This is a genomic window from Planomonospora sp. ID67723 (assembly GCF_015711605.1).
Classification (GTDB): Bacteria; Actinomycetota; Actinomycetes; order Streptosporangiales; family Streptosporangiaceae; genus Planomonospora_A.
In genome coordinates this window covers 24,947-43,203 of record NZ_JABTEZ010000007.1, presented here as the reverse complement: position 1 = coordinate 43,203, position 18,257 = coordinate 24,947, and the positions used below count along the sequence as shown (strand labels likewise).

At 71.3% G+C, this 18,257-nt stretch carries 16 protein-coding genes; 8 read left to right on the top strand and 8 right to left on the bottom strand.

What is annotated here, in order from left to right; all coding sequences use genetic code 11:
- Nucleotides 1-26 precede the first annotated feature (26 nt).
- The 5 genes from cpaB to HS041_RS36840 form a co-directional block, all read right to left on the bottom strand.
- On the bottom strand, nucleotides 27-812 hold the full coding sequence (gene cpaB / locus HS041_RS36860) for a Flp pilus assembly protein CpaB (protein WP_196445557.1): 786 nt from the start codon (nucleotides 810-812) through the stop codon (nucleotides 27-29).
- Between the two features lie 10 nt (nucleotides 813-822).
- Nucleotides 823-1,971: a pilus assembly protein TadG-related protein gene (locus HS041_RS36855; RefSeq protein WP_196445556.1), complete on the bottom strand. Its 1,149-nt coding sequence runs from the start codon at nucleotides 1,969-1,971 to the stop codon at nucleotides 823-825.
- A complete protein-coding gene (locus HS041_RS36850; protein ID WP_196445555.1) occupies nucleotides 1,959-2,396 on the bottom strand; it encodes a TadE/TadG family type IV pilus assembly protein in 438 nt (145 codons plus the stop codon). The genes HS041_RS36855 and HS041_RS36850 overlap by 13 nt, the downstream gene beginning before the upstream one ends.
- Before the next feature lie 4 nt (nucleotides 2,397-2,400).
- Complete coding sequence (locus tag HS041_RS39665) at nucleotides 2,401-2,583, bottom strand: Flp family type IVb pilin (RefSeq protein ID WP_196445554.1); 183 nt, start codon at nucleotides 2,581-2,583, stop codon at nucleotides 2,401-2,403.
- A 231-nt stretch (nucleotides 2,584-2,814) separates the two neighbouring features.
- Nucleotides 2,815-3,189 (bottom strand): response regulator transcription factor, encoded by a 375-nt coding sequence (locus tag HS041_RS36840; protein ID WP_196445553.1) that lies wholly within the window; start codon nucleotides 3,187-3,189, stop codon nucleotides 2,815-2,817.
- A gap of 179 nt (nucleotides 3,190-3,368) precedes the next feature.
- On the opposite strand from HS041_RS36840, the gene HS041_RS36835 reads away from it, so the two are divergent.
- The 5 genes from HS041_RS36835 (at nucleotide 3,369) to HS041_RS36815 (ending at nucleotide 10,072) form a co-directional block, all read left to right on the top strand.
- Nucleotides 3,369-5,249 (top strand): sensor histidine kinase, encoded by a 1,881-nt coding sequence (locus HS041_RS36835; protein WP_196445552.1) that lies wholly within the window; start codon nucleotides 3,369-3,371, stop codon nucleotides 5,247-5,249.
- Nucleotides 5,250-5,736: 487 nt separating this feature from the next.
- A complete protein-coding gene (locus HS041_RS36830; RefSeq protein ID WP_196445551.1) occupies nucleotides 5,737-5,958 on the top strand; it encodes a hypothetical protein in 222 nt (73 codons plus the stop codon).
- Between the two features lie 425 nt (nucleotides 5,959-6,383).
- Entirely contained in the window at nucleotides 6,384-7,805 is a 1,422-nt protein-coding gene (locus HS041_RS36825) for a hypothetical protein (RefSeq protein ID WP_196445550.1), read from the top strand.
- A 257-nt stretch (nucleotides 7,806-8,062) separates the two neighbouring features.
- Nucleotides 8,063-8,305 (top strand): DUF7455 domain-containing protein, encoded by a 243-nt coding sequence (locus HS041_RS36820; RefSeq protein ID WP_196445549.1) that lies wholly within the window; start codon nucleotides 8,063-8,065, stop codon nucleotides 8,303-8,305.
- 138 nt (nucleotides 8,306-8,443) lie between these two features.
- Nucleotides 8,444-10,072, top strand: coding sequence for a methyl-accepting chemotaxis protein (locus HS041_RS36815; protein ID WP_196445548.1), 1,629 nt, complete (start codon nucleotides 8,444-8,446; stop codon nucleotides 10,070-10,072).
- Nucleotides 10,073-10,197: 125 nt separating this feature from the next.
- Here HS041_RS36815 and HS041_RS36810 read toward each other — a convergent pair whose 3' ends face one another.
- Entirely contained in the window at nucleotides 10,198-12,279 is a 2,082-nt protein-coding gene (locus HS041_RS36810; protein WP_196445547.1) for a sensor histidine kinase, read from the bottom strand.
- A gap of 226 nt (nucleotides 12,280-12,505) precedes the next feature.
- Here HS041_RS36810 and HS041_RS36805 point away from each other — a divergent pair, with 226 nt between their 5' ends.
- On the top strand, nucleotides 12,506-13,771 hold the full coding sequence (locus tag HS041_RS36805; RefSeq protein WP_196445546.1) for an EAL and HDOD domain-containing protein: 1,266 nt from the start codon (nucleotides 12,506-12,508) through the stop codon (nucleotides 13,769-13,771).
- Nucleotides 13,772-13,855: 84 nt separating this feature from the next.
- Here the strand turns inward: HS041_RS36805 and HS041_RS36800 are convergent, their stop codons facing one another.
- Nucleotides 13,856-15,001, bottom strand: a complete 1,146-nt coding sequence (locus HS041_RS36800; protein WP_196445545.1) for a coiled-coil domain-containing protein — start codon at nucleotides 14,999-15,001, stop codon at nucleotides 13,856-13,858.
- Between the two features lie 248 nt (nucleotides 15,002-15,249).
- Entirely contained in the window at nucleotides 15,250-15,762 is a 513-nt protein-coding gene (locus tag HS041_RS36795; RefSeq protein ID WP_196445544.1) for a helix-turn-helix domain-containing protein, read from the bottom strand.
- Between the two features lie 77 nt (nucleotides 15,763-15,839).
- On the opposite strand from HS041_RS36795, the gene HS041_RS36790 reads away from it, so the two are divergent.
- Together HS041_RS36790 and HS041_RS36785 are read left to right on the top strand one after the other, a co-directional pair.
- Nucleotides 15,840-16,250, top strand: a complete 411-nt coding sequence (locus HS041_RS36790; RefSeq protein ID WP_196445543.1) for a nuclear transport factor 2 family protein — start codon at nucleotides 15,840-15,842, stop codon at nucleotides 16,248-16,250.
- A 523-nt stretch (nucleotides 16,251-16,773) separates the two neighbouring features.
- Nucleotides 16,774-18,150, top strand: coding sequence for a xylan 1,4-beta-xylosidase (locus HS041_RS36785; RefSeq protein ID WP_196445542.1), 1,377 nt, complete (start codon nucleotides 16,774-16,776; stop codon nucleotides 18,148-18,150).
- Nucleotides 18,151-18,257 lie beyond the last annotated feature (107 nt).

Genomic DNA, 18,257 nt, shown 5'->3' with positions numbered 1-18,257 from the left:
CGTCGTCTCCTTGCGGTCATGCGTGGTCAGCGGAAAAGCGAGTGGTTGTCGACGCCGGGGCCGGGGCCGACGTCGGTGGTGTCGGTGAGCAGGCCGAGGTAGAGGGTGCCGGTCTGTGCCGCGTGCACCAGCCGTTCGGCCTCGTCCTGGTTGACCGCCACGGTGATCAGCAGCGTCCTCTCCTGCTGCCGGTCCTGCTCGGCGGCCTCGGCGGGTTCGGCCGCGGAGGCGGCGGCGCGGCGCGGGCCCACGGCGAGCACCTGGACGCGCGGCAGCAGCACGCGGGTGGCCCGGTTGAGCTCGTGGCCCTCGGCGAGCCGGTCGCCGGACGGCACCCCCGTCCTGCCCTTCAGCAGGTTGAAGGTGTCGAAGACGACCACCTGGGTGTCGGGACGCACATACCCGGCGACGTCGGAGGCCGCGGTCATCTCCACCGAGATCGCCATCTTGCCCTGGGGGATCGCCAGCCCGCCGGTCGTCTTCTCCTGCACGGCGAACATGCCGCGCAGCAGGAGCTGACGCGGCTGGATCGCGGCGGTGAGCGCCAGCGTGTCCAGCCCGGTGTCGACGGCGCCCAGCGCGTCGGCCGGGACGGTCTCGGCGGGCATCCGCACCAGCTCGGCGAATCCCCCGGTGCGCACCTGCTCGCCGGTGGTCCCGGCCGGGATGGCCTTCTTCGCCACCAGTACGGCGACCGCCTTCTTGCCCGCCAGCGCCCGCTCCTCGGCGCCGGAGACGTAGACCAGCACGGCGGCGGCGCCGAACAGGGCCAGCGCCAGCGCGGCCAGCAGCGTGAGCATGCGCGATCTCAACCTGTCTCCCCTAACCGATCAACGTCACGATGGCGGCGCCCAGGTCCGGCCCGCCGATCGTGCCCTTCGCCGGCACGAGGGCGCGGGTGAAGTAGCCGTAGACGCACTTGTCGGACCCCCCGCAGTGGCTCAGACCGGTCAGCTCCGAGGGCTCCGAAGCGCCGGGCAGGGCGTAGCCGGTGATCACGAAAGGGGCGAACCCCTCGATGGTGTAGCGGGTGTTCTGCCCGGTCCCCGCGACCTCCCGGAAGATCGGCAGGTAGGTCAGAGTCCGGTTCTCGCGGGCGTCGGCCAGGACGGTCTCGCACTCCCTGGAGGGCGAGACGCCCGGGTCGCCGCCGTAGGTGCCGTCGGCCTCGACCATCACCGAGCAGGTGTCGTCGAGGTCGTCCAGCCAGCCGAACCCGCCGGGGTTGTCGCCGCCGGAGCCGCGGGTCGTGCACGATCGGGCCGTGGTGGTGTGCAGGTGGAGCACGACCTCGGCCGAGCCGGGCACGGCCGCGGGCGGCGGGGGCGCGAACGCCGTACCGCCGGCGGTCGCCTCGCGCCACTCGCACAGCGAGACCGTCAGGCCCAGGCCGCGGGCCCGCAGCGGCGGCCCCCAGGCGGCGCGGGCGCAGGCCCGCACCTCGGCCCCGGCGTAGCCGTCGCGGCCGAGCAGGGTCTGGGCGAGGATCGGTGGCAGCAGCGTGCTGCCGTCGGGCATCCGGGACCGGGTGCGCGTCTCCACGTACACCGCGGTGACCGGCGGCTCGCCGATGCAGGCGGTCAGATTGGCGGCCGGCGGCGGGCAGCCCGGCAGGCCGCCGCCTCCGGTCCTCCCGCACAGGGTCTCCACCCCCGACGTGCCGTCCTTGGCGTTGGCGTCGGCGTAGCGCTGCGCCGTGGCGGCCGGGGCGGTGCCGCACCGGCCGGCGTCGCGGGCGCACTGCTCGGCCACGGCCATGGCGGCGGAGTCGGCGCCGCTCTGCAGCTCCTCGCGCTCGGCGTAGAGCCGGCCGACGTCGACGGCGAGGGCGCCCATACCCAGCAGCACCCCGCCGGCGATCAGCACGCAGACGAGGACGGCGATGCCGCCTTCGTCGCCGCCGTGCGGGATTCCGGCGAAACGCCGCCGGATCCGCCGCAGGGCCCGGGCGGGCCGCTTCAGCCCAGGCATGGCATGACCCCCCTGCCCGACAGGGTGATCGGCCCGTCAAGGCCGCCTCCGAACAGCGCCGCGAGCCCGGCCACCGGGGTGATGAACTCGAAGGAGTGCCTGACCTCGACGACAGCGTCGGCGTCGGGGTCAGGAGCGGTGGGGCAGGAGGTGACCGTGCTGGACAGCGGGGTCAGCCCCTGCGCGGCGGACTCCACCCGAGGCCCGGCCAGGTGGCCGAGGGCGACGGCCCGTGCGCCCTCCCGCGCGGCCTCGGTCAGGGTGATCTGTGCGTTGAACATGCGCCCGAAGTCGATGACCGCGAAGAGAAGGAAGAGGATCACCGGGAGCATCAGCGCCGTCTCCACGGAGGCGGCGCCCCGCTCCCTCGCGCGTGCCGTACCGCGTGTACGGCCCGGCTGCGCGGGAACGCCCAGCCGGGACACGCGATCAGCCGATCTGGTTGAGGATTTCGCTGAACTTCAGGTCGAGGCCCTGCCCGAGCAGGATCACGGTCCCGACGATGACCGCCGCGATGAGCGCCACCATGAGGCCGTACTCCACGGCCGTGGCGCCGCGGTCACGACCGGAGTCGTCGAGCAGGGCCTGGAGCTTGAGGTAAAGACCGATCACGGGACACTCCTCCATGAGCTACCGGCCACCGACGGGGTTCCACCGGCGATGGCTTTCCGTAAAGTAGCTGCCACGGTAAGTGGTGATCAGGTGCAGGGAATGGTGCAGAACGGGTGCAGAAGCGTTGCTTGTCACCTTTTGTACTTATATAAGTACAAAAGGTGAAGCATTCCTGGTCGGCACCCTACCGATCGCAGACCGATGCCCCGGCCTCCGCCCCGGAGACGCCGATCAGGGGCGGGTCCGCGCCAGCAGCGCCCCCACGCGCACCGCGAGCTCCCGAGGGCTGAACGGCTTGACCATGTAGTCGTCCGCGCCCGCCCGGAAACCCTCCTCCACGTCGGCCTCCTGCGCCTTGGACGTCAGCATGAGCACCACCACGCCCTCCATGCCGGGCATCGCGCGCAGCCTGCGGCACACCTCCGGCCCGGACAGCCCCGGCATCATCCAGTCCAGGATCACGATGTCGGGGCGCTTCTCCGCCAGCGCCGCCAGCGCCTCCGTTCCGTCGCCCGCCGTCCGCACCTCGTGGCCGGCCTGCTCCAGCCGGAACAGGGTCAGATCTCGGATGTCGAGATCGTCCTCGACGATCAGAACGCTGCTCATGGTCACCTCGTGCCGTTCCCCCAGAAGAACCCCTGGTCAGCGTTCATACCCGCTTCCGCGGTTCTAGGCCTCCGAGCCGGGGCGAACCGTATTCCGCCGCCCGGCCGTTCCTCAGCTCCACGCCCCGGCTTCCGATGGGGACAAGGAAGTCCAGGAGACGTGACCGCTGGGAGACACCGATGAGCAGGCTGGACCGCGACACCGCCGGAGTTGTGAGGTCTGCCGCCCGTTCCCGCATACTCGGACGGCTCGGCGGCACCGGCGGAGTGGCGCTGGCCTGCGCCATGCTGGCGGTCGGGCTGATCCTCACCGTCGTCGCGGCCGGCGCGCTGGCCGACGCCCAGCGCAGGGAGGCCGACGAGCGCATGGACCGCCACCTGGAGGTGGTGCGGACCGTGCTCGCCGGCGAGACCTACCGTCGCGTGGAGCTCCTCGGCCACCTCTCGGCCGCGGTGGGCACCCAGACGAACCTGACCGCGCAGGACTTCGAAGCCCTCACCTTCCGGCTCTCCTACCGGGGTCTGGCCGGGGTCAGCGAAGTGGGCTTCGTCGTCTCCGCCGACGACGCGCACGTGCAGGCCGTACAGCGGGCCTGGCGCGGCAGGGGGGTGTCCGACCTGACCGTGCGGCCCGTCCGGGCCGACGAGCACCGGTTCGTCGTGCTCACCCGCAGCCTGGACGGGCTCTCGACCGCGCTGGGTCTGGACCTGGCGGCCGCCTCCGAGCCCACCGGGGCCATGGACACCGCCCGGCGCACCGGGCAGGTCGCCGCGAGCCAGGCCTACGTGCTGCTGCGGGACCGCATGCTGCCCACCTCCCGGCAGCAGATCTCGTTCATCCTCGCCGCGCCGGTCTACGCCGCCGGAGGCACCGCCGACGCGGGTCTCCTGCGCGGCTGGCTGCTGATGGGCGTGCGCGGCAGCGACTTCATCAACAACACGCTGCAGCCGGCCTCCCAGGGCGTCCTCAACGTGACGCTGACCGACGTGTCCGTGCCCGGCCAGGAACGGCGGATCGCCGATGTCCACGCCGGAGCGCCGCTCGCCGACGCCCGCCTCCACCGTGAGACGACGCTCGACGCCGCAGGCCGGCGCTGGAAGCTGGAGATCCAGCCCACCGACCGGTTCGCCTCCACCGGCGACGACCGCCTCCACCTGGTGGTCCTGGGCTGCGGGGCGCTGGCCAGCCTGCTCCTGGCCGGGCTGGTGCTGGTCCTGGTCACCTCGCGCGACCGGGCCCTGGCCCGCGTGGAGCAGGCGACCGCGGCCCTCCAGGCCGACATCGAGCAGCGGCAGGAGGTGGAGATCCGGCTGCGGGAGCGGGAGCGGGAGCTGGAGGGCTTCGCCGCGGTCGCGGCCCACGACCTGAAGTCCCCCCTCACCGTGATCATGGGGTACTGCGAGCTCGTGGAGGACCGCCTCGCCGACCGCTCCGACCAGCAGGTGAACACCTGGCTGTCGCGGGTGCGGACCGGCACCCGCAGAATGCAGCACCTCATCGACGACTTGCTGAACTACGCCGCCGCCGGGAACGGTTCCCTCGAACTGGCCGAGGTCGACCTCAACAAGCTCGTCGGCGACATCGTCACCGAGCGGACCTCCCACCTCGAACACGACCGGCCGCACATCGAGTCCGGCCGGCTCCCGGTGGTCGTCGCCGACCCGGACCGGCTCCGGCAGGTCCTGGACAACCTCATCGGCAACGCGATCAAGTACGTCCGGCACGGCACCGCCGCCCAGATCGACATCAACGCCGAGCAGGACGGGCCGATGTGGCGGATCTCGGTCGCCGACCACGGCATCGGCATCTCCCCCGACCAGCGCGACGCCGTCTTCGGCGCCTTCAACCGGGCCCGCGGGAGCGAGGGCTACCCGGGCACCGGTCTCGGTCTCGCCATCTGCCGCCGGATCGTGAACCACCACGGCGGGGAGATCCGCGCCGAGGACAACACGGGGGGCGGCAGCCGCTTCGTCTTCACCCTGCCCGTGGCGCCGGACCCGGCCGGGCAGGACCCGGCCGTGCCGGGCGGGGAGAACCCGGCGCTCTCGGCATCCAAGTAGGCCGGAGCCGTCCGCCCGCCGGACGAGACCGGTTGCGACGAGCAGCGGCGGCCCTCTCCCCATGATCGGGAGAACGGCCGGACGAGGCGGCCCCGGCGGTGGCCGCATGAGGCCGGGGGAACCGCGCAATGCCGGTGGCGTCGGCCTCCGCGTGAATCCGTCTCCCGGCGGATGAGGTATTTCTCCCCGCCCCTGTGCAGATCCGTTCCGCACGGCTCCGCTGTCCGATATCTTTTGCCGCGGAGAGTAATCGTCCGATAGCGATACGTTCAAGTTGGCGGTGCTTGGCCGGGAATCCGCGCGTTCGGATCCCACGCGACCGGAGGTCTCTCTGAAAGCCCCCCCGCTTCACGGAGAGACTCATGGCTAGCCTTTTTGCCCTTGTTGACCGGTTCGTCCGCGACGAACGCCACGAATTACCTCGTCTGGCCCGACACGCCGGACGGGACATGGCTTTCCGATTCGAGTTCCAATAGGGTTCAGCGCTATGAGTGGAGGCAAGCCCGGGCGCCCGTCCAAGGGGCCCCGAACCGCGCAGACCATCCGGTTCCCGAACGATCTGCACCAGGCGATGAAGCAGCGCGCCGCCGAGCTGGGATACGACAACTTCCAGGACTACGTCGTCGACTTCCTCGTCGCCGCGCACGATCGTTCCGTGAAGGTACCGGGCCCCCGCCGCAAGCAGGAGCCGCTTCCGCTCGCGGGCTGAGCCCCTCAACTGTCGTCGCGCAGGCCGTACGGCGTGCGCTGGAAGGAGTCACCGAGGGAAAGCAGGCCGCCCAGGATGGCGGACCCTCACAAATAGAGAAGGCCCCCGCGCCGTTCCACCGCCAAGAGGAACGCAGGGACCTCTCTCCCAAAAAACATCGACCCGGCTCGTGTCGGCGGAGGCTTTCGCGTGCCTGGCCGGTGTCCTGATGTCTGGAGACCACGATAGACGATGGGTCCCGGGCTCTGCCAGTCATGCCTGAATCCGGCGTGTCGCATTCAGGTGATAGTGGCCTAGCCCCACATGTACAACGCAATTGCCGCATATCTCCCGGGAGCCGGGCCGCCCGGCCCCGTCGCCGCCGTACGGCCCGCTTCGAGGATCCCGACCGGCTGCCCTCGGTCCCGACCAGGGTCTGGTTCCGGGTGTTCAGCCTGCAGTGGTGGCGCGACGAGATCTCCGACCACTGCGCGCACCGGATGGCGTGCCACCTCACGCACTGGGCGGACGAGCACGGCGGGCTCACCGACATGCCGCGCGTCATGCGCGCCTACGCCGCCACGCACGACCTGAGCGTGCGGACCGCCTGGAAGGACCTGGGCCGGCTGACCGGCCTCGGCCTGGTCCGCCAGGTGCACGCCGCCGCCCCCGGTCGCCCCGCCCGTTACGCGCTCTGCCTGGACCTGGCCCGGTTGCCCCCCGACTTCCCCAAGGACCTCGGCCGTGCGATCGAGAAGGTCGCCGACGACCCGGTCGAGCGGGCCAAGGGCAGGCCGACCCTCGCCTCCACGCACGCCGCGCTCGCCCGCTGCGTGCTCGTCCAATACGGCGGCGCGCTCAGCCGGGAGAAGACTGTCTCGTTCGGCTGCGGACTAGTTCACACGTCTCCTTATATTGGAGAGGGTTCCACCCCTCCCCGAGCAAGATCTCCCCGGAGAGGCGGCCGGGACGATCACCGGCGGGCGTCCGGGGGCAGGAAATCCAACGATGGCCAGCCGACCCCGTGGTGGAAAGAGCACGGCTACGACGACCTCCAGGACGCCCGTGACGTGCTGCGGGCGTGCCAGCGGCACTGGCGGGTGCAGCGAACGGGCCGGGTCGCCCCCGGCACGGAGGTCCCGTCCGACTCGGAGCTGGCCCGGCTCGAAAATTTCGTGGTGCTGCTGAGGCGGTACGTCACCTTCGGCGAGAGTGTGGAGATCCTCACCGACCAGATCGCCTCCGCCAGGAACGTCGCGGGTGTCGTCCGCTACCGCATTGGCCGCTTGCTGCGCTCGTTCCGGCGGCGCCAGAACATCAAGGTCGACGAGGACGGCGAGGGCTACCTCGAGATGCAGGAGCGGCTCGCCGCCGCACGTGCCCAGTCGAGCCCCGAGGTACGGCGGGAGGCCGTTGCGAAGGCACACGAGATCGCCGCCCGTGCGGCGCTCAAGGAGGATGTCGTGCGGGCCCGGCGCATCGACCGGGAGGTCGAGGAGATGCTCCAGGCCGAGCGGGAGAAGAGGCGCAGGCAGGGGGAGGGGGAACTCCTGCGGACCGAGGCGGCCGCGCTGGCCGAGGAGCAGGCCGAGGCCGAGAGGAAGCAGAGGCACGACAGGGAGGAGAACCGCCGGCTGGCCATCATGCGGGCCCGCAGGGAGAAGGCTCTGCGGAACTCTCAGGGCAGCGCCCAGGACCCCGCAGGCGAGGCCGCTCCTGCGGCACCCGAGCGGCCCGGACCCGCCCCTGAGCCCGGCCCCGCTTCCGGCTCAGGCCCTGTCGCCGCCGCGCCCGCCGTTCCCCCGCAGGCCGTTCCGGTCATTCCCGCCCAGCCCCCTCCAGCCGACGGGCTGACCCCGGTCCGCTGACCCCGGTCCCGTGCGGGCCGTACGACTCGCAACCGGGCGGCACCTGTTGCGATCCTCTCCCGCTACGTCGTTTCGGCCAAATGGAGACAGGTGACCGGTTCCTCGGTCGCCGATCCGCGGAAGGGAGCGCGCCGTACGGCCGCTTCGGAAGCACCTACCGGCGTAAAAGCGGCAGACCTTCTCATCTGTCGCCTCAAACAGCCGATGGTGCGACGACTGACCGTGGAAACCAGATACGAACGCATAGGGGTTGAAATATGACGATCACGACGGAGAGGGTCCTGCAGAGCGACCCGCTGAAGATCGCCGACCGGTGCGACCAGTGCGGTGCCCAGGCGTTCGTCCGCGTCGTCTTCGGGCCGAGCCGTGACCTGCTGTTCTGCGGTCACCACTACCACCGCCACGAGCCGACCCTGGTGGCGCGGCACCCCTACATCACCGTGCGCGACGAGCGCCACAAGATCAACGAGAAGCCGAGCCTGTCCGCCAACGCGGACTGACGCTCACCTTCTCGGACAAGCCCGCGACACGCCGCGTGACGCCGTGACGCGATGACGACGTCTGCAGGGCGGGCCGCCCAGAGACATCCTGTCCCCGTCCCCCACCGGGACGCTGTCGACCCGCACCTGTGAGGAATCATGTCCACGCTCACGCCCCCGTCTCAGCGCCGCGGCCACGGTGGGCGGTCGCTGCTCGACCGCTGCCGTGATCTGCCGGTGACCGCGAAGATCTTCACCGCCGTTGCCGCGATGGCGGCCGCGTGCCTGCTCGTGATCGGCGTGAGCGTCAACGGGCTCAACACCGCCGACGACAAGTCCCAGGACATCTACCGGCAGGGCGTGCAGCCCATCGAGACCCTGGCCCGGCTCCACAGTGACGTGCTGAAGGTCCGCACCCTGGTCCTGAACTACTACATGTCCGACGCCGAGTATCGCGTCGTCAACGCCGAGGACATGAAGAAGCTGGACGCCGAGATCGGCAGGAACGCCGCGGCGTACGCTCCGATATCGGCCGACAAGGCGGCGGCCGAGAGCCTGTACGCCGAGTGGGCCTCCTACGTGAAGATCCGCGACGAGAAGATCCTGCCCGCGGCCGCCAAGGGCGACCTGGACGGGTTCTGGGACGGCTTCAACGAGGCCGAGCCGATCAACGAGAGCATCGACAAGGGCTTCGAGGACCTGCGTGCCGTGCAGGCCAGGACCGCCGTCGCCAGCGCCGCCGAGACCCACGACGCGGTCGGCGAGGTCATCACCCTGGTCAGCGTCATCGGCGGCCTGGGCCTGGCCGGCGGCCTCGGCCTGGCCTGGCTGGTCGCCCGCGGCGTGGTCGTCCCGCTGCGCCGGGTCACCTCCGTGCTCGACGACGTCGCCCGCGGCGACCTGACCCGCCGCGCCGACATCACCACCCGTGACGAGGTCGGCACCATGGCCGCCGCCCTCAACCGCGCCACCGACAGCATGCGCGAGACCGTCTCGGTCATCCGCACCAGCGCCGACTCCCTCGGCTCCTCCTCCCACGACCTGGCCGCCATCAGCGACCAGCTGTCCGGCAACGCCGGCGGCACCGCCTCGCGCGCCGCCGACGCCCGGGAGGCCGCACAGGAGGTCACCGACAACGTCGCCACCCTCGCCTCGGCCTCCGAGGAGATGGGCGCCTCCATCCGGGAGATCTCCTCCAACGCCTCCGACGCGGCCACCGTCGCCGTCGAAGCGGTCACCTCGGCCAAGGACACCACCACCGTGGTCGGCAAGCTGGGCGAGTCCAGCGCCGAGATCGGCAACATCCTCAAGGTCATCACCTCGATCGCCGAGCAGACCAACCTGCTGGCGCTCAACGCCACCATCGAGGCCGCCCGCGCCGGCGACGCCGGCAAGGGCTTCGCCGTGGTCGCCTCCGAGGTCAAGGAGCTGGCCCAGGAGACCGCCAAGGCCACCGAGGACATCGCCACCCGGATCGAGACCATCCAGACCGACACCGCCGCCGCGGTCACCGCGATCGACAAGATCTCGAACATCATCGGCACGATCAGCAACTACCAGACCACGATCGCCGCCGCGGTGGAGGAGCAGACCGCCACCACCAACGAGATCAGCCGCAGCGTCTCCAGCGCCGCCCAGGGCGTCAACAACATCGCCGACAACATGGTGGCCGTCGCCGCCGCCGCGCAGCAGACCAACGAGGGCATCTCCACCTCCCGCCAGGCGTCCGAAAGCCTGGCTCGGATGGCCGCCGACCTCAACCAGTTGGTCACCCGCTTCCGCATCTGACCGTGACGCCGGAGCCCCCGGCCGGCACCTGATCCCAGGTACCGGCCGGGGGCTCCGGCGTACGGCGGGGCATGGCCGTGCGCGGCGGCGACGGCGGCCGGGCATCCGCGGTCCGCGGTCCGCGGTCAAGGGCCCTGACGCGCCTCGTCCGAGGTCCCGCCGGTCGGTACGGGCAGGGTGAAATAGAAGCGGGAGCCGCCGCCCGGATTGTCCTCGACGCCGATCGAGCCGCCGTGGCGCTCGACGATGCGCTTGCAGATGGCGAGACCGAGCCCGCTGCCGGTGTAACCGCTCTTGGCGTGGGCGCGGTGGAAGTTCTCGAAGACGGCCTCGTGCTGGCCCGCCGGGATGCCGATGCCGCGGTCGGCCACCTCCACGCGGATCAGGTCCGGCCCTTCCCTGGTGGAGGTGACGGTGACCTCCGGGGTGGCCCCGGGCGCGGTGTACTTGACGGCGTTGCCGATCAGGTTGTCCATCAGCTGGCGCAGGAGCGCCGGGTCGGCTCGCACCTCGTGCAGGTCGCCGAGGTGGAAAAGGGGCGCCCGCTCGCCGGCCAGATGGGCCGGCAGGTCGCCGCGCGCGGTGACGACGTCCCGCACGACGTCTTCGAGGCTGACCGGGACGGGGGCGATGGCCGCGTCCCGGGCGGTGGTGTAGGCGAGCAGGTCGCGGATGAGGTTGCGCATGCGGGCGGCGGCCCGCTTGATGCGGACGACGCTGTCGCCGACCATGTCCAGGTCGGGTGTGCCGCCGGGCTCCGGATCGACGGCCTCGGCGAGGACGTCCACCCAGCCCTCGACGGTGCTCAGCGGGTTGAGCAGGTCGTGGGAGACGACGCCGGCGAACGCGGCGAGCTCGTCGCGGTGCCGGCGTTCTGCGGTCACGTCGTGCAGGACCACGATCGCCCCGCCCCCGGCCGCGGGCAGCGGGATCGCGCTGACGTTGAGCACCCGGCCCTCGGGGACGCCGTGATTGCGCACGACCATGTCCATGCTGGGGACCTCGCGGCCGGCCAAGGCCTGCCGGAACGGCATCTCCTCCTCGCGGACGGGCCTGCCGTCGGGGTGGAACAGGCCGTAGTACTGGCTGGAGGCGAGGGCGCCGGTGGAACTGGTCACCCCGCCGAGCAGGTGGCCGGTGGCCGGGTTGCGCATGACGAACCGCTCGTCGGCGTCGATCACGGCCACGCCGTCGTGCATCGAGTCCATGATCGTGGTGAGGAGCCTCGCCTGCGCGGACGCCGACTCCTCGGCGGCGGTGGCCCGGCCCAGGAGCGTCTCGCGCTCGTCGCGGCTGAGGGCGAGCGCGAGCCCGACGATGGCCACCAGCCCGACGAAGATCTGCGCCACCAGTGCCCGGGCGGGAGCCGAGCCGATCGTGGCGAACGGGCCGTAGCCGTTCAGGGTGAACAGGATGGCGGCGACACCCGCCAGCAGGTCGTGCAGGACCACGAAGGTCGTGCTGAAGCGCAGGCCCGCCCAGACCGTCACGGCGAGCAGCGGGAAGGCGAGGGGAAGCCCGTGGCTCATGGCGAACGCCACGATGTACGCGATGGCCGTGGTCGCCATCAGGGCGAGGCACTCGGCGATCCGCCAGCCGCCGAGCTTGCGCAGCCCGGCGAGGGCGTCGGCCCACATGCCGGGCTCGTTGTACGGGCGGGAGCCGAAGAGACGGCCCAGGCGGAGGCCGACGGCGCCGATCAGCACGATGCTCACGGTGTTGCGCGCCATCCACACCGCCGTGGTCATCCACGACCACTGGCCGGAGAACACCCACACCGACGTCGGGCCGAAGGCCGTGCCGCACAGCGTGCTGGCGGCCGCGACGAACAGCAGCCGCCACAGGTGGTTCACCCGGGCGAACTTCCCCCAGCCTCTGGCGCTCCACAGGTCGGGGCACAACCGTTCGAAGAGCCACAGGAACACCCAGACCTGTACCAGGTTCGCCACCAGGAAGGCGGCTCCGAGGACCGCCGGGGCGCCGGTCAGCACGTTGACGACGAACGTGACCCCCGACAGCGCCACCACGTCCGGCCACCAGGACTTCTCGTGGCGCTGCGCCATGAACCACAGCACCGCCACGCCCGCGGCGGGCCAGACCAGGCTCAGGCTCGCGCCCTCGATCACGGTCAGCCGCCCGGCGACCGTCGCGACCAGGTACAGCGCCGTGAACATGACGGTGCGGCGCAGCGCGGTCGGCCCGGGCATCAGCGGACAGCCCGCCGTGCCGTACCCGGGCCGGCCGGAACCGGCTCCGCCGCGGCAGGAAGCGGCTTGAGCGTCTTGAACAAGGTCACCGAGACCTCATCCCCCGCCGATGACCGAGGGTAACGGTTCGGTCGGCCAGGGTAAGCAGCTCCGCGGTCGATTACCGGTAGCGTCGTCGTTGTCCGTGCGGGTGCAGAAACCGTGTTCGATCCGGGAGATTCCTCACATGCCGTCCTCGGCCGACGATGTATGTCACATGCACTCCGCCGGCAGGTCAGTCGAGCACGGTTGGCACCGCATCCACATCGGCCGTCAGCCGATCCACGATGAGACCGGTGCCCTGGTCGCCTATGAGCTCCTCTTCCGTTCCCATTCGCAAGCCCAGGGAGCGACGGCGCGGGGCGCCGAGGCGACCAGCCAGGTGATCGTCAACGCGTTCAGCGAGTTCGGCCTGGAACGCCTGGCCGGCCCGCACCTGTGCTTCATCAACCTGACGCGCGAGTTCCTCGTCGGGGAACTGCCGCTGCCGTTCGACTCCGGATCGGTCGTCCTGGAAGTCCTGGAGACCATCGACATCGACGAGCAGGTGGTCTCCGGCGTGCGGAAGCTGTCGGAACAGGGCTTCGCCATCGCGCTGGACGACTTCGTGCTCGGCAACGACCACGAGCGCCTGCTGGAGATCGCCTCCTACGTCAAGCTCGAGGTCTCCGGAGTGGACCCCGAGGTTCTCCGGGCCCGCGTGGAGGTCTGCCGCGGCTACGAAGGGCTGCGCCTGGTGGCCGAACGGCTGGAGACCCAGGAGGACATGGACCTCGCCCGCGAGCTCGGGTTCGACCTGTTCCAGGGCTACCTGCTGGGCAAGCCCCGGGTGCTGTCACTGGACACGCTGGAGCCCAGCAGGCTGCGCCATCTCGAACTGATCAGCAAGCTCGCCGACGACGAGACCGACCTGGACGAGGTGGTGTCGATCGTCACCGCCGACCCCGCCCTGTCCTACCGGATCCTCCGTGCCACGAACTCCGCGGCGTCCGGCCGGTGGCAGCGGGTCTCGTCGGTGAACGACGCGATCGTGGTCCTGGGCATGGAGCGCCTGCGGCACTGGGTGACGCTGATGCTCCTCAGCGACGTGGTCGGCGCCGGCGACGGCGTCGACACCGACCGCATGTCCCACGTCCTCATGCGGGCCCGCCTCTGCCAGCTGCTGTCGAAGCCGCTGAGCCTGCCCAGCGACAAGGCGTTCACCGTGGGCCTCCTGACCGGCATCGCGGACCTGCTGGGCGTGCTTCCGGAGGAACTGATCGCCCACCTGTCGCTCAGCCAGGAGGTGTCGGCCGCGATCATCGACGAGCGCGGCCCCCTCGGCTCGGTCGTCACCACCGCCAGGGCCTACGAATCGGGGAAGATCCCCGACCGGGGAGACTCGGCGGGCAACCTGGCGCACGCCTTCCTGAGCGCCATCGACTGGTCGATGAACATCGTCACCAGCGTCTGAGATCGTCACCAGCGTCTGAGACGGCCCGTCCGGGGCGGTGGCGGCCTTTCCCGTCCCGGAGCCGTGCAGGCACCGGGCGGGAAATCACGACGGGCCGTCGCGTCCGGTGGCGGGGCCGGGGGCACTGCCGGGGGCGAGTGCGGCCAGCACGGCCGCCAGCTCCTCCACGCGCGCGTCCCGGGCCTCGGCGGCGCTCAGCGCCGTCCGCAGCTCCTGAGCCCGGGTCTCGGCGGCCTGCCGTACGGCATGCGCCTGGGCGGCCTCGGCGCGCGCCTGGGCGGCCTCCTGCCGGGCCCGTTCGAGCTCCCGGAGGTTGCGGCCCAGGTCGGCGCGCGTGGCCTCAGCGTCCCGTCTGGCGGCCTCCGCGTCGGCCAGGGCCCGGTCCCGGGCGGCCTCGGCCGCCTCGGCGCGCTCCAGCAAGAGCCGGGCCTGCTCGTCGGAGTGCTGCGACTGCCGCCGGGCGGCGCGGGCCTGCTCGTCCAGGACCGCGTTCGCGGCGACGGCCTCCGCCAGCTCCCGCTCCGCACCGGCCAGACGCCCGGCCTGGCGGGCGTGGTCCCGCCTCAGCTCCTCCATCGCCTCTCGTACGGCGCGCAGCTCGGCGGCCAGCTCGGCGCGGGATCCCTCGGCGGCCTCGCGGGCCGCCTCGGCCCGGCCCCGGGCCCGCTCGTGCTCGGCGACCTCCTGCCAGGCCGCCCGCCGCGACTCCTCGGCCTCCGCCCGGGCGCGAGTGGCCAGCCGTTCGGCCCGGTCGCGGGCCTGGCGGTCCTCTCCGGAGGCGTTCAGAGCCTCCCTGCGCCGCCGTTCGGCGGTCTCGGCCTGCTGCAGGGCCTCCTCCGCCTCGATCCGGGCCTGCGCCGTCTCGGCCTCGGCGGCGGCGATCCTCGCGAGCGCACCCGTCTCGGCCGCGTCCAGGCGCTCGATGAGGCCGGCGAGCATGCCGCTCAGCTCACCGGCGGCGGGCAGCAGCCGCTCGGCCAGGGAGAAGGCCTCGGACAGGGGCTCGGCGACGGCCGCGGCCTGCTGGGCCCGGCGGGCTCGTGAGGCGGCGTCGGCACAGGCTTTCCTGCAGTAGACGCGGGGCCGTCCGCCCTTGCGCCTTCCCTCCTCGTCCAGGGGCTCGGGCGGCAGCGGCTCCCCGCAGTGCACGCACGCCGCGCTCCGGTGCTCCTGGGCCTCCGGGGAGGGGGACCGGCCGGGCCCTTCCTGCGGGAGAGAGTCTCCGATCATGCCCGAGAGCGTAACAGCAAAAGCTTTAGCGCCGCGTGAAAGTGATTCGCGCAACGCTAAAGCTTTTGCTGTTACGCTCTTGAGTTGCGATAACACCCGGTTAACGCAATCCAGAAACTCCCGGTCCGGATCGACGGCACGCCCGCCCGGCGTCGCGCCTCGTTGGACTCGAGGCACGGGAACTCCCTGACCTGTGGTGCCTCGGATTGATGAGGCAGCGCCGGGCGGAATGTCTCGCCGATCGACGCCTACGCGGCCAGACCGGCGAAGATGACGGCGAGTGTCCGCTCCTGCAGCTTTGCGTCCCAGCCGCCCTGCAGGGCGCCTTGGCAGACGCTCACCAGCAGCGCCATCACCTCGGGCGGATGAACGTCACTCCGTACCGTGCCGGCGGCCTGCGCCTGGCGCAGCAGTCCGCCCACCGCCTCGCCCAGCTGACCCACCGCCGCCGGGACGCTGACACCGGCCAGGTCGACCACCGTGCGCTTGGCCGCTGCCTGCCCGACCAGCCGGCGGAAGAAGACGTGCAGGCCATCCGCCCCGCCGAGCGTGGCCGCGTCCTCTGCCAGCCGCGCCAGCAGGCGTTTCAGGATCGCCGCCAGCAGGTCGTCCTTGGTCGGGAAGTGCCGGAAGACCGTGCCGATCGCCACGCCGGCCAGCCGGGCCACCTCCTCGGTGGACGCCGAGGCGCCACGGCGCGTGAACACCTCCTCGGCCGCGTCGAGGATGCGTTCCTGGTTGCGTTGCGCGTCCGCCCGCACGCCGACCCCCTTGGAAAAATGAGTCTCTACTCATTATCGTAAGTCGAGTTCCCACTCATTTTATTCTGGAGGCAGGCATGACCCCACGCGAGGTCTTCGACCGCATGCGTGAGCACTGGATCGCCAATGAGACCGTCTTCGACGACGACTCGCTCACCGGGGACGTCATCTTGGAGATGCCGTTCGCCCCACCCGGACGGCCCAGCCGGATCGAGGGCCGGGCTGCGGTACTGGCCTTCATCCGCGCCGGGCACGCCGACCTGCCGTTCCGCTTCGACGACTGCCGCGCGCTGGCCGTGCACGACACCGCCGACCCCGACACCATCGTCGTCGAATACGAGCTGACCGCGACGATGACCGCGGCGGGAGTGTCCGCCGCGGCCCCGTTCATCGGCGTGCTGACCGTCCACGAGGGACGGATCGCCCGCTGGCGGGAGTATCAGAATCCGCTCGCGGTCGCCTGGGCGCTGCAGGCCGCGGAGTCTTGAGCGCCACCGTCCGCGCGCGACAGCGGCGGAGCGCCCACCCCCGGGCCCGGGGCCCAAGCATGACCGACGCGTCAACGTCGGCTGGGAAGGCGCCGCCCATCCCCCACCCCGAAGATCACTCGGGTTGGTGATCGACACCTTGGCGATCATGCTTCAGGCGAGAGAGGCGGGCAGCGGAACGCCTCATGACCGATGAGACTGCCTCAAGTTCAGTGAGACAGGGCACCCGGAACGGCTGCCGGCCTCCCCTGCGGCCTGTTCCGCTCCGGCACTTGATCAGGTGGCCGACTTCGACCACAGTGAATTCGATCTCTTCGGTCGGGTGCCGGCTGTCGGCGGCTGCCGGCCGGTGACGCGCCCGCCGGAGGCATCGGTGCGTGGTCGCCGGCTGCGGAGTTCCGGAGCGCTTTTTCGAGGGGCCGGCGGCAACGCCTGGCTGTGAACCCGGCCCCTGGTTTGCCGCTGCCGTACCGTCCGTGGAACGCTTTAACCAGCGAAAACAAAAGGAATAGGGTGATGCCGGATGTCATCGGGCACTGGGGGATCGGCATGGCGGCGCTCCGGCCGGGCGGCCGTCCTGGCGGCGGGTGCGGCGATGGCGCTGGCCTTGGCGAGTTGCTCCTCCGGCACGCCGGACCGGGCGGCTCCTGACGGGAAGGGGGCGGCCACCCCGTCGGCGGCGGTCTCCGGCACCGCGATCCCGAAGCCCCCGGCGGTCGACCCGGCCTGGCCGCGCTGGGGGTTCACCCACACCGGAGTGAGCGCCAACAACGTCACCCAGCGGTTCGAACAGGACGTGTCCCGCGCGCTCGCCAGGACCCCGATGCTGCAGAACCAGCACATCATGGGCTTCGGGGTGCTCAACCCCGAACCGTATCCGGGGCAGTTCTTCTGGGAGGACCTCGACAGCCGCAACAACCTCGTCAAGCAGTCCCGCGGCACGTCGATCATCACGCTGTGCTGCGCCCCGGACTGGATGAAGGGCGGCCCGCAGGGGCCGACGGAGGAGTCGGCCTGGGCCGAGCACCTGGAGGACGCGCCCTACCCCGAGCACTTCGACGCCTTCGCCAAGCTGTCGGCGGCCGTCGCCACCAGATACCGCGACGTCGAGTACTTCATGGTCTGGAACGAGTTCAAGGGTTTCTGGAAGGACCACTCCAAGCCCGCGGACTTCAAGGGCTACACCGAGCTCTACAACAAGGTCTACGACGCGGTGAAGGCGGTCCGGCCCGACGCCAAGATCGGCGGCCCGTACATCGGCTTCGACAGCAACCGGACCGGCACGTCCGAGCTGCGGGGCTCGTGGGGGGTCGTCAACCAGAACGTCCTGGACGCCTTCGAGTACTGGTTCAAGAACAAGAGGGGCGCCGACTTCGTCGTGGTCGACGGCGCCTCACTGACCGACGCCCACGAGATGCTGCCCGACGCGTTCGGCGCGCTGGAGAAGTTCGGCGCGATCACCACCTGGCTGCGCGAGAAGACCGGCGACCTGCCCGTCTGGTGGTCGGAGTGGTACTTCGTGCCCGAGGACGGCACCACCTGGGCCGAGCCCAAGCGGCTCGCCGTCCAGGCCGCCTCGATGATCGAGTTCGCCGAGAGCGGCGCCACCACGGCTCTCTACTGGAACCCGCAGGCCAAGCAGGGCGCCTGCCCCGGATGCATGTGGCACCCGAAGACCGGCGCCATACTGCCCACCGGCAAGCTGGTGAGCGATTTCGCCCGATGGTTCCCGGCCGGAGCCGAACTGGAACGCGTCGCATCGTCCGACGCCGGCGTCCGGGTGCTGGCCCAGCCGGAGAAGCTGGTGATGGTCAACACCACCGACGCGGAGATCACCGCGACCGTGGACGGCAAGGAGGCCACCCTCCGGCCCTACGAGATCAAGTGGAGTGACCGCTAGCGCCTCGGCGGCCGTGCCGCGGACGGCTCCGCACCCGGGCCCGTCCCGCCGCGGGCGGCGCCGGCGGTCCGTCCTGCCGGGCCGTGGCGCCGCACCGCCCGCCGGGC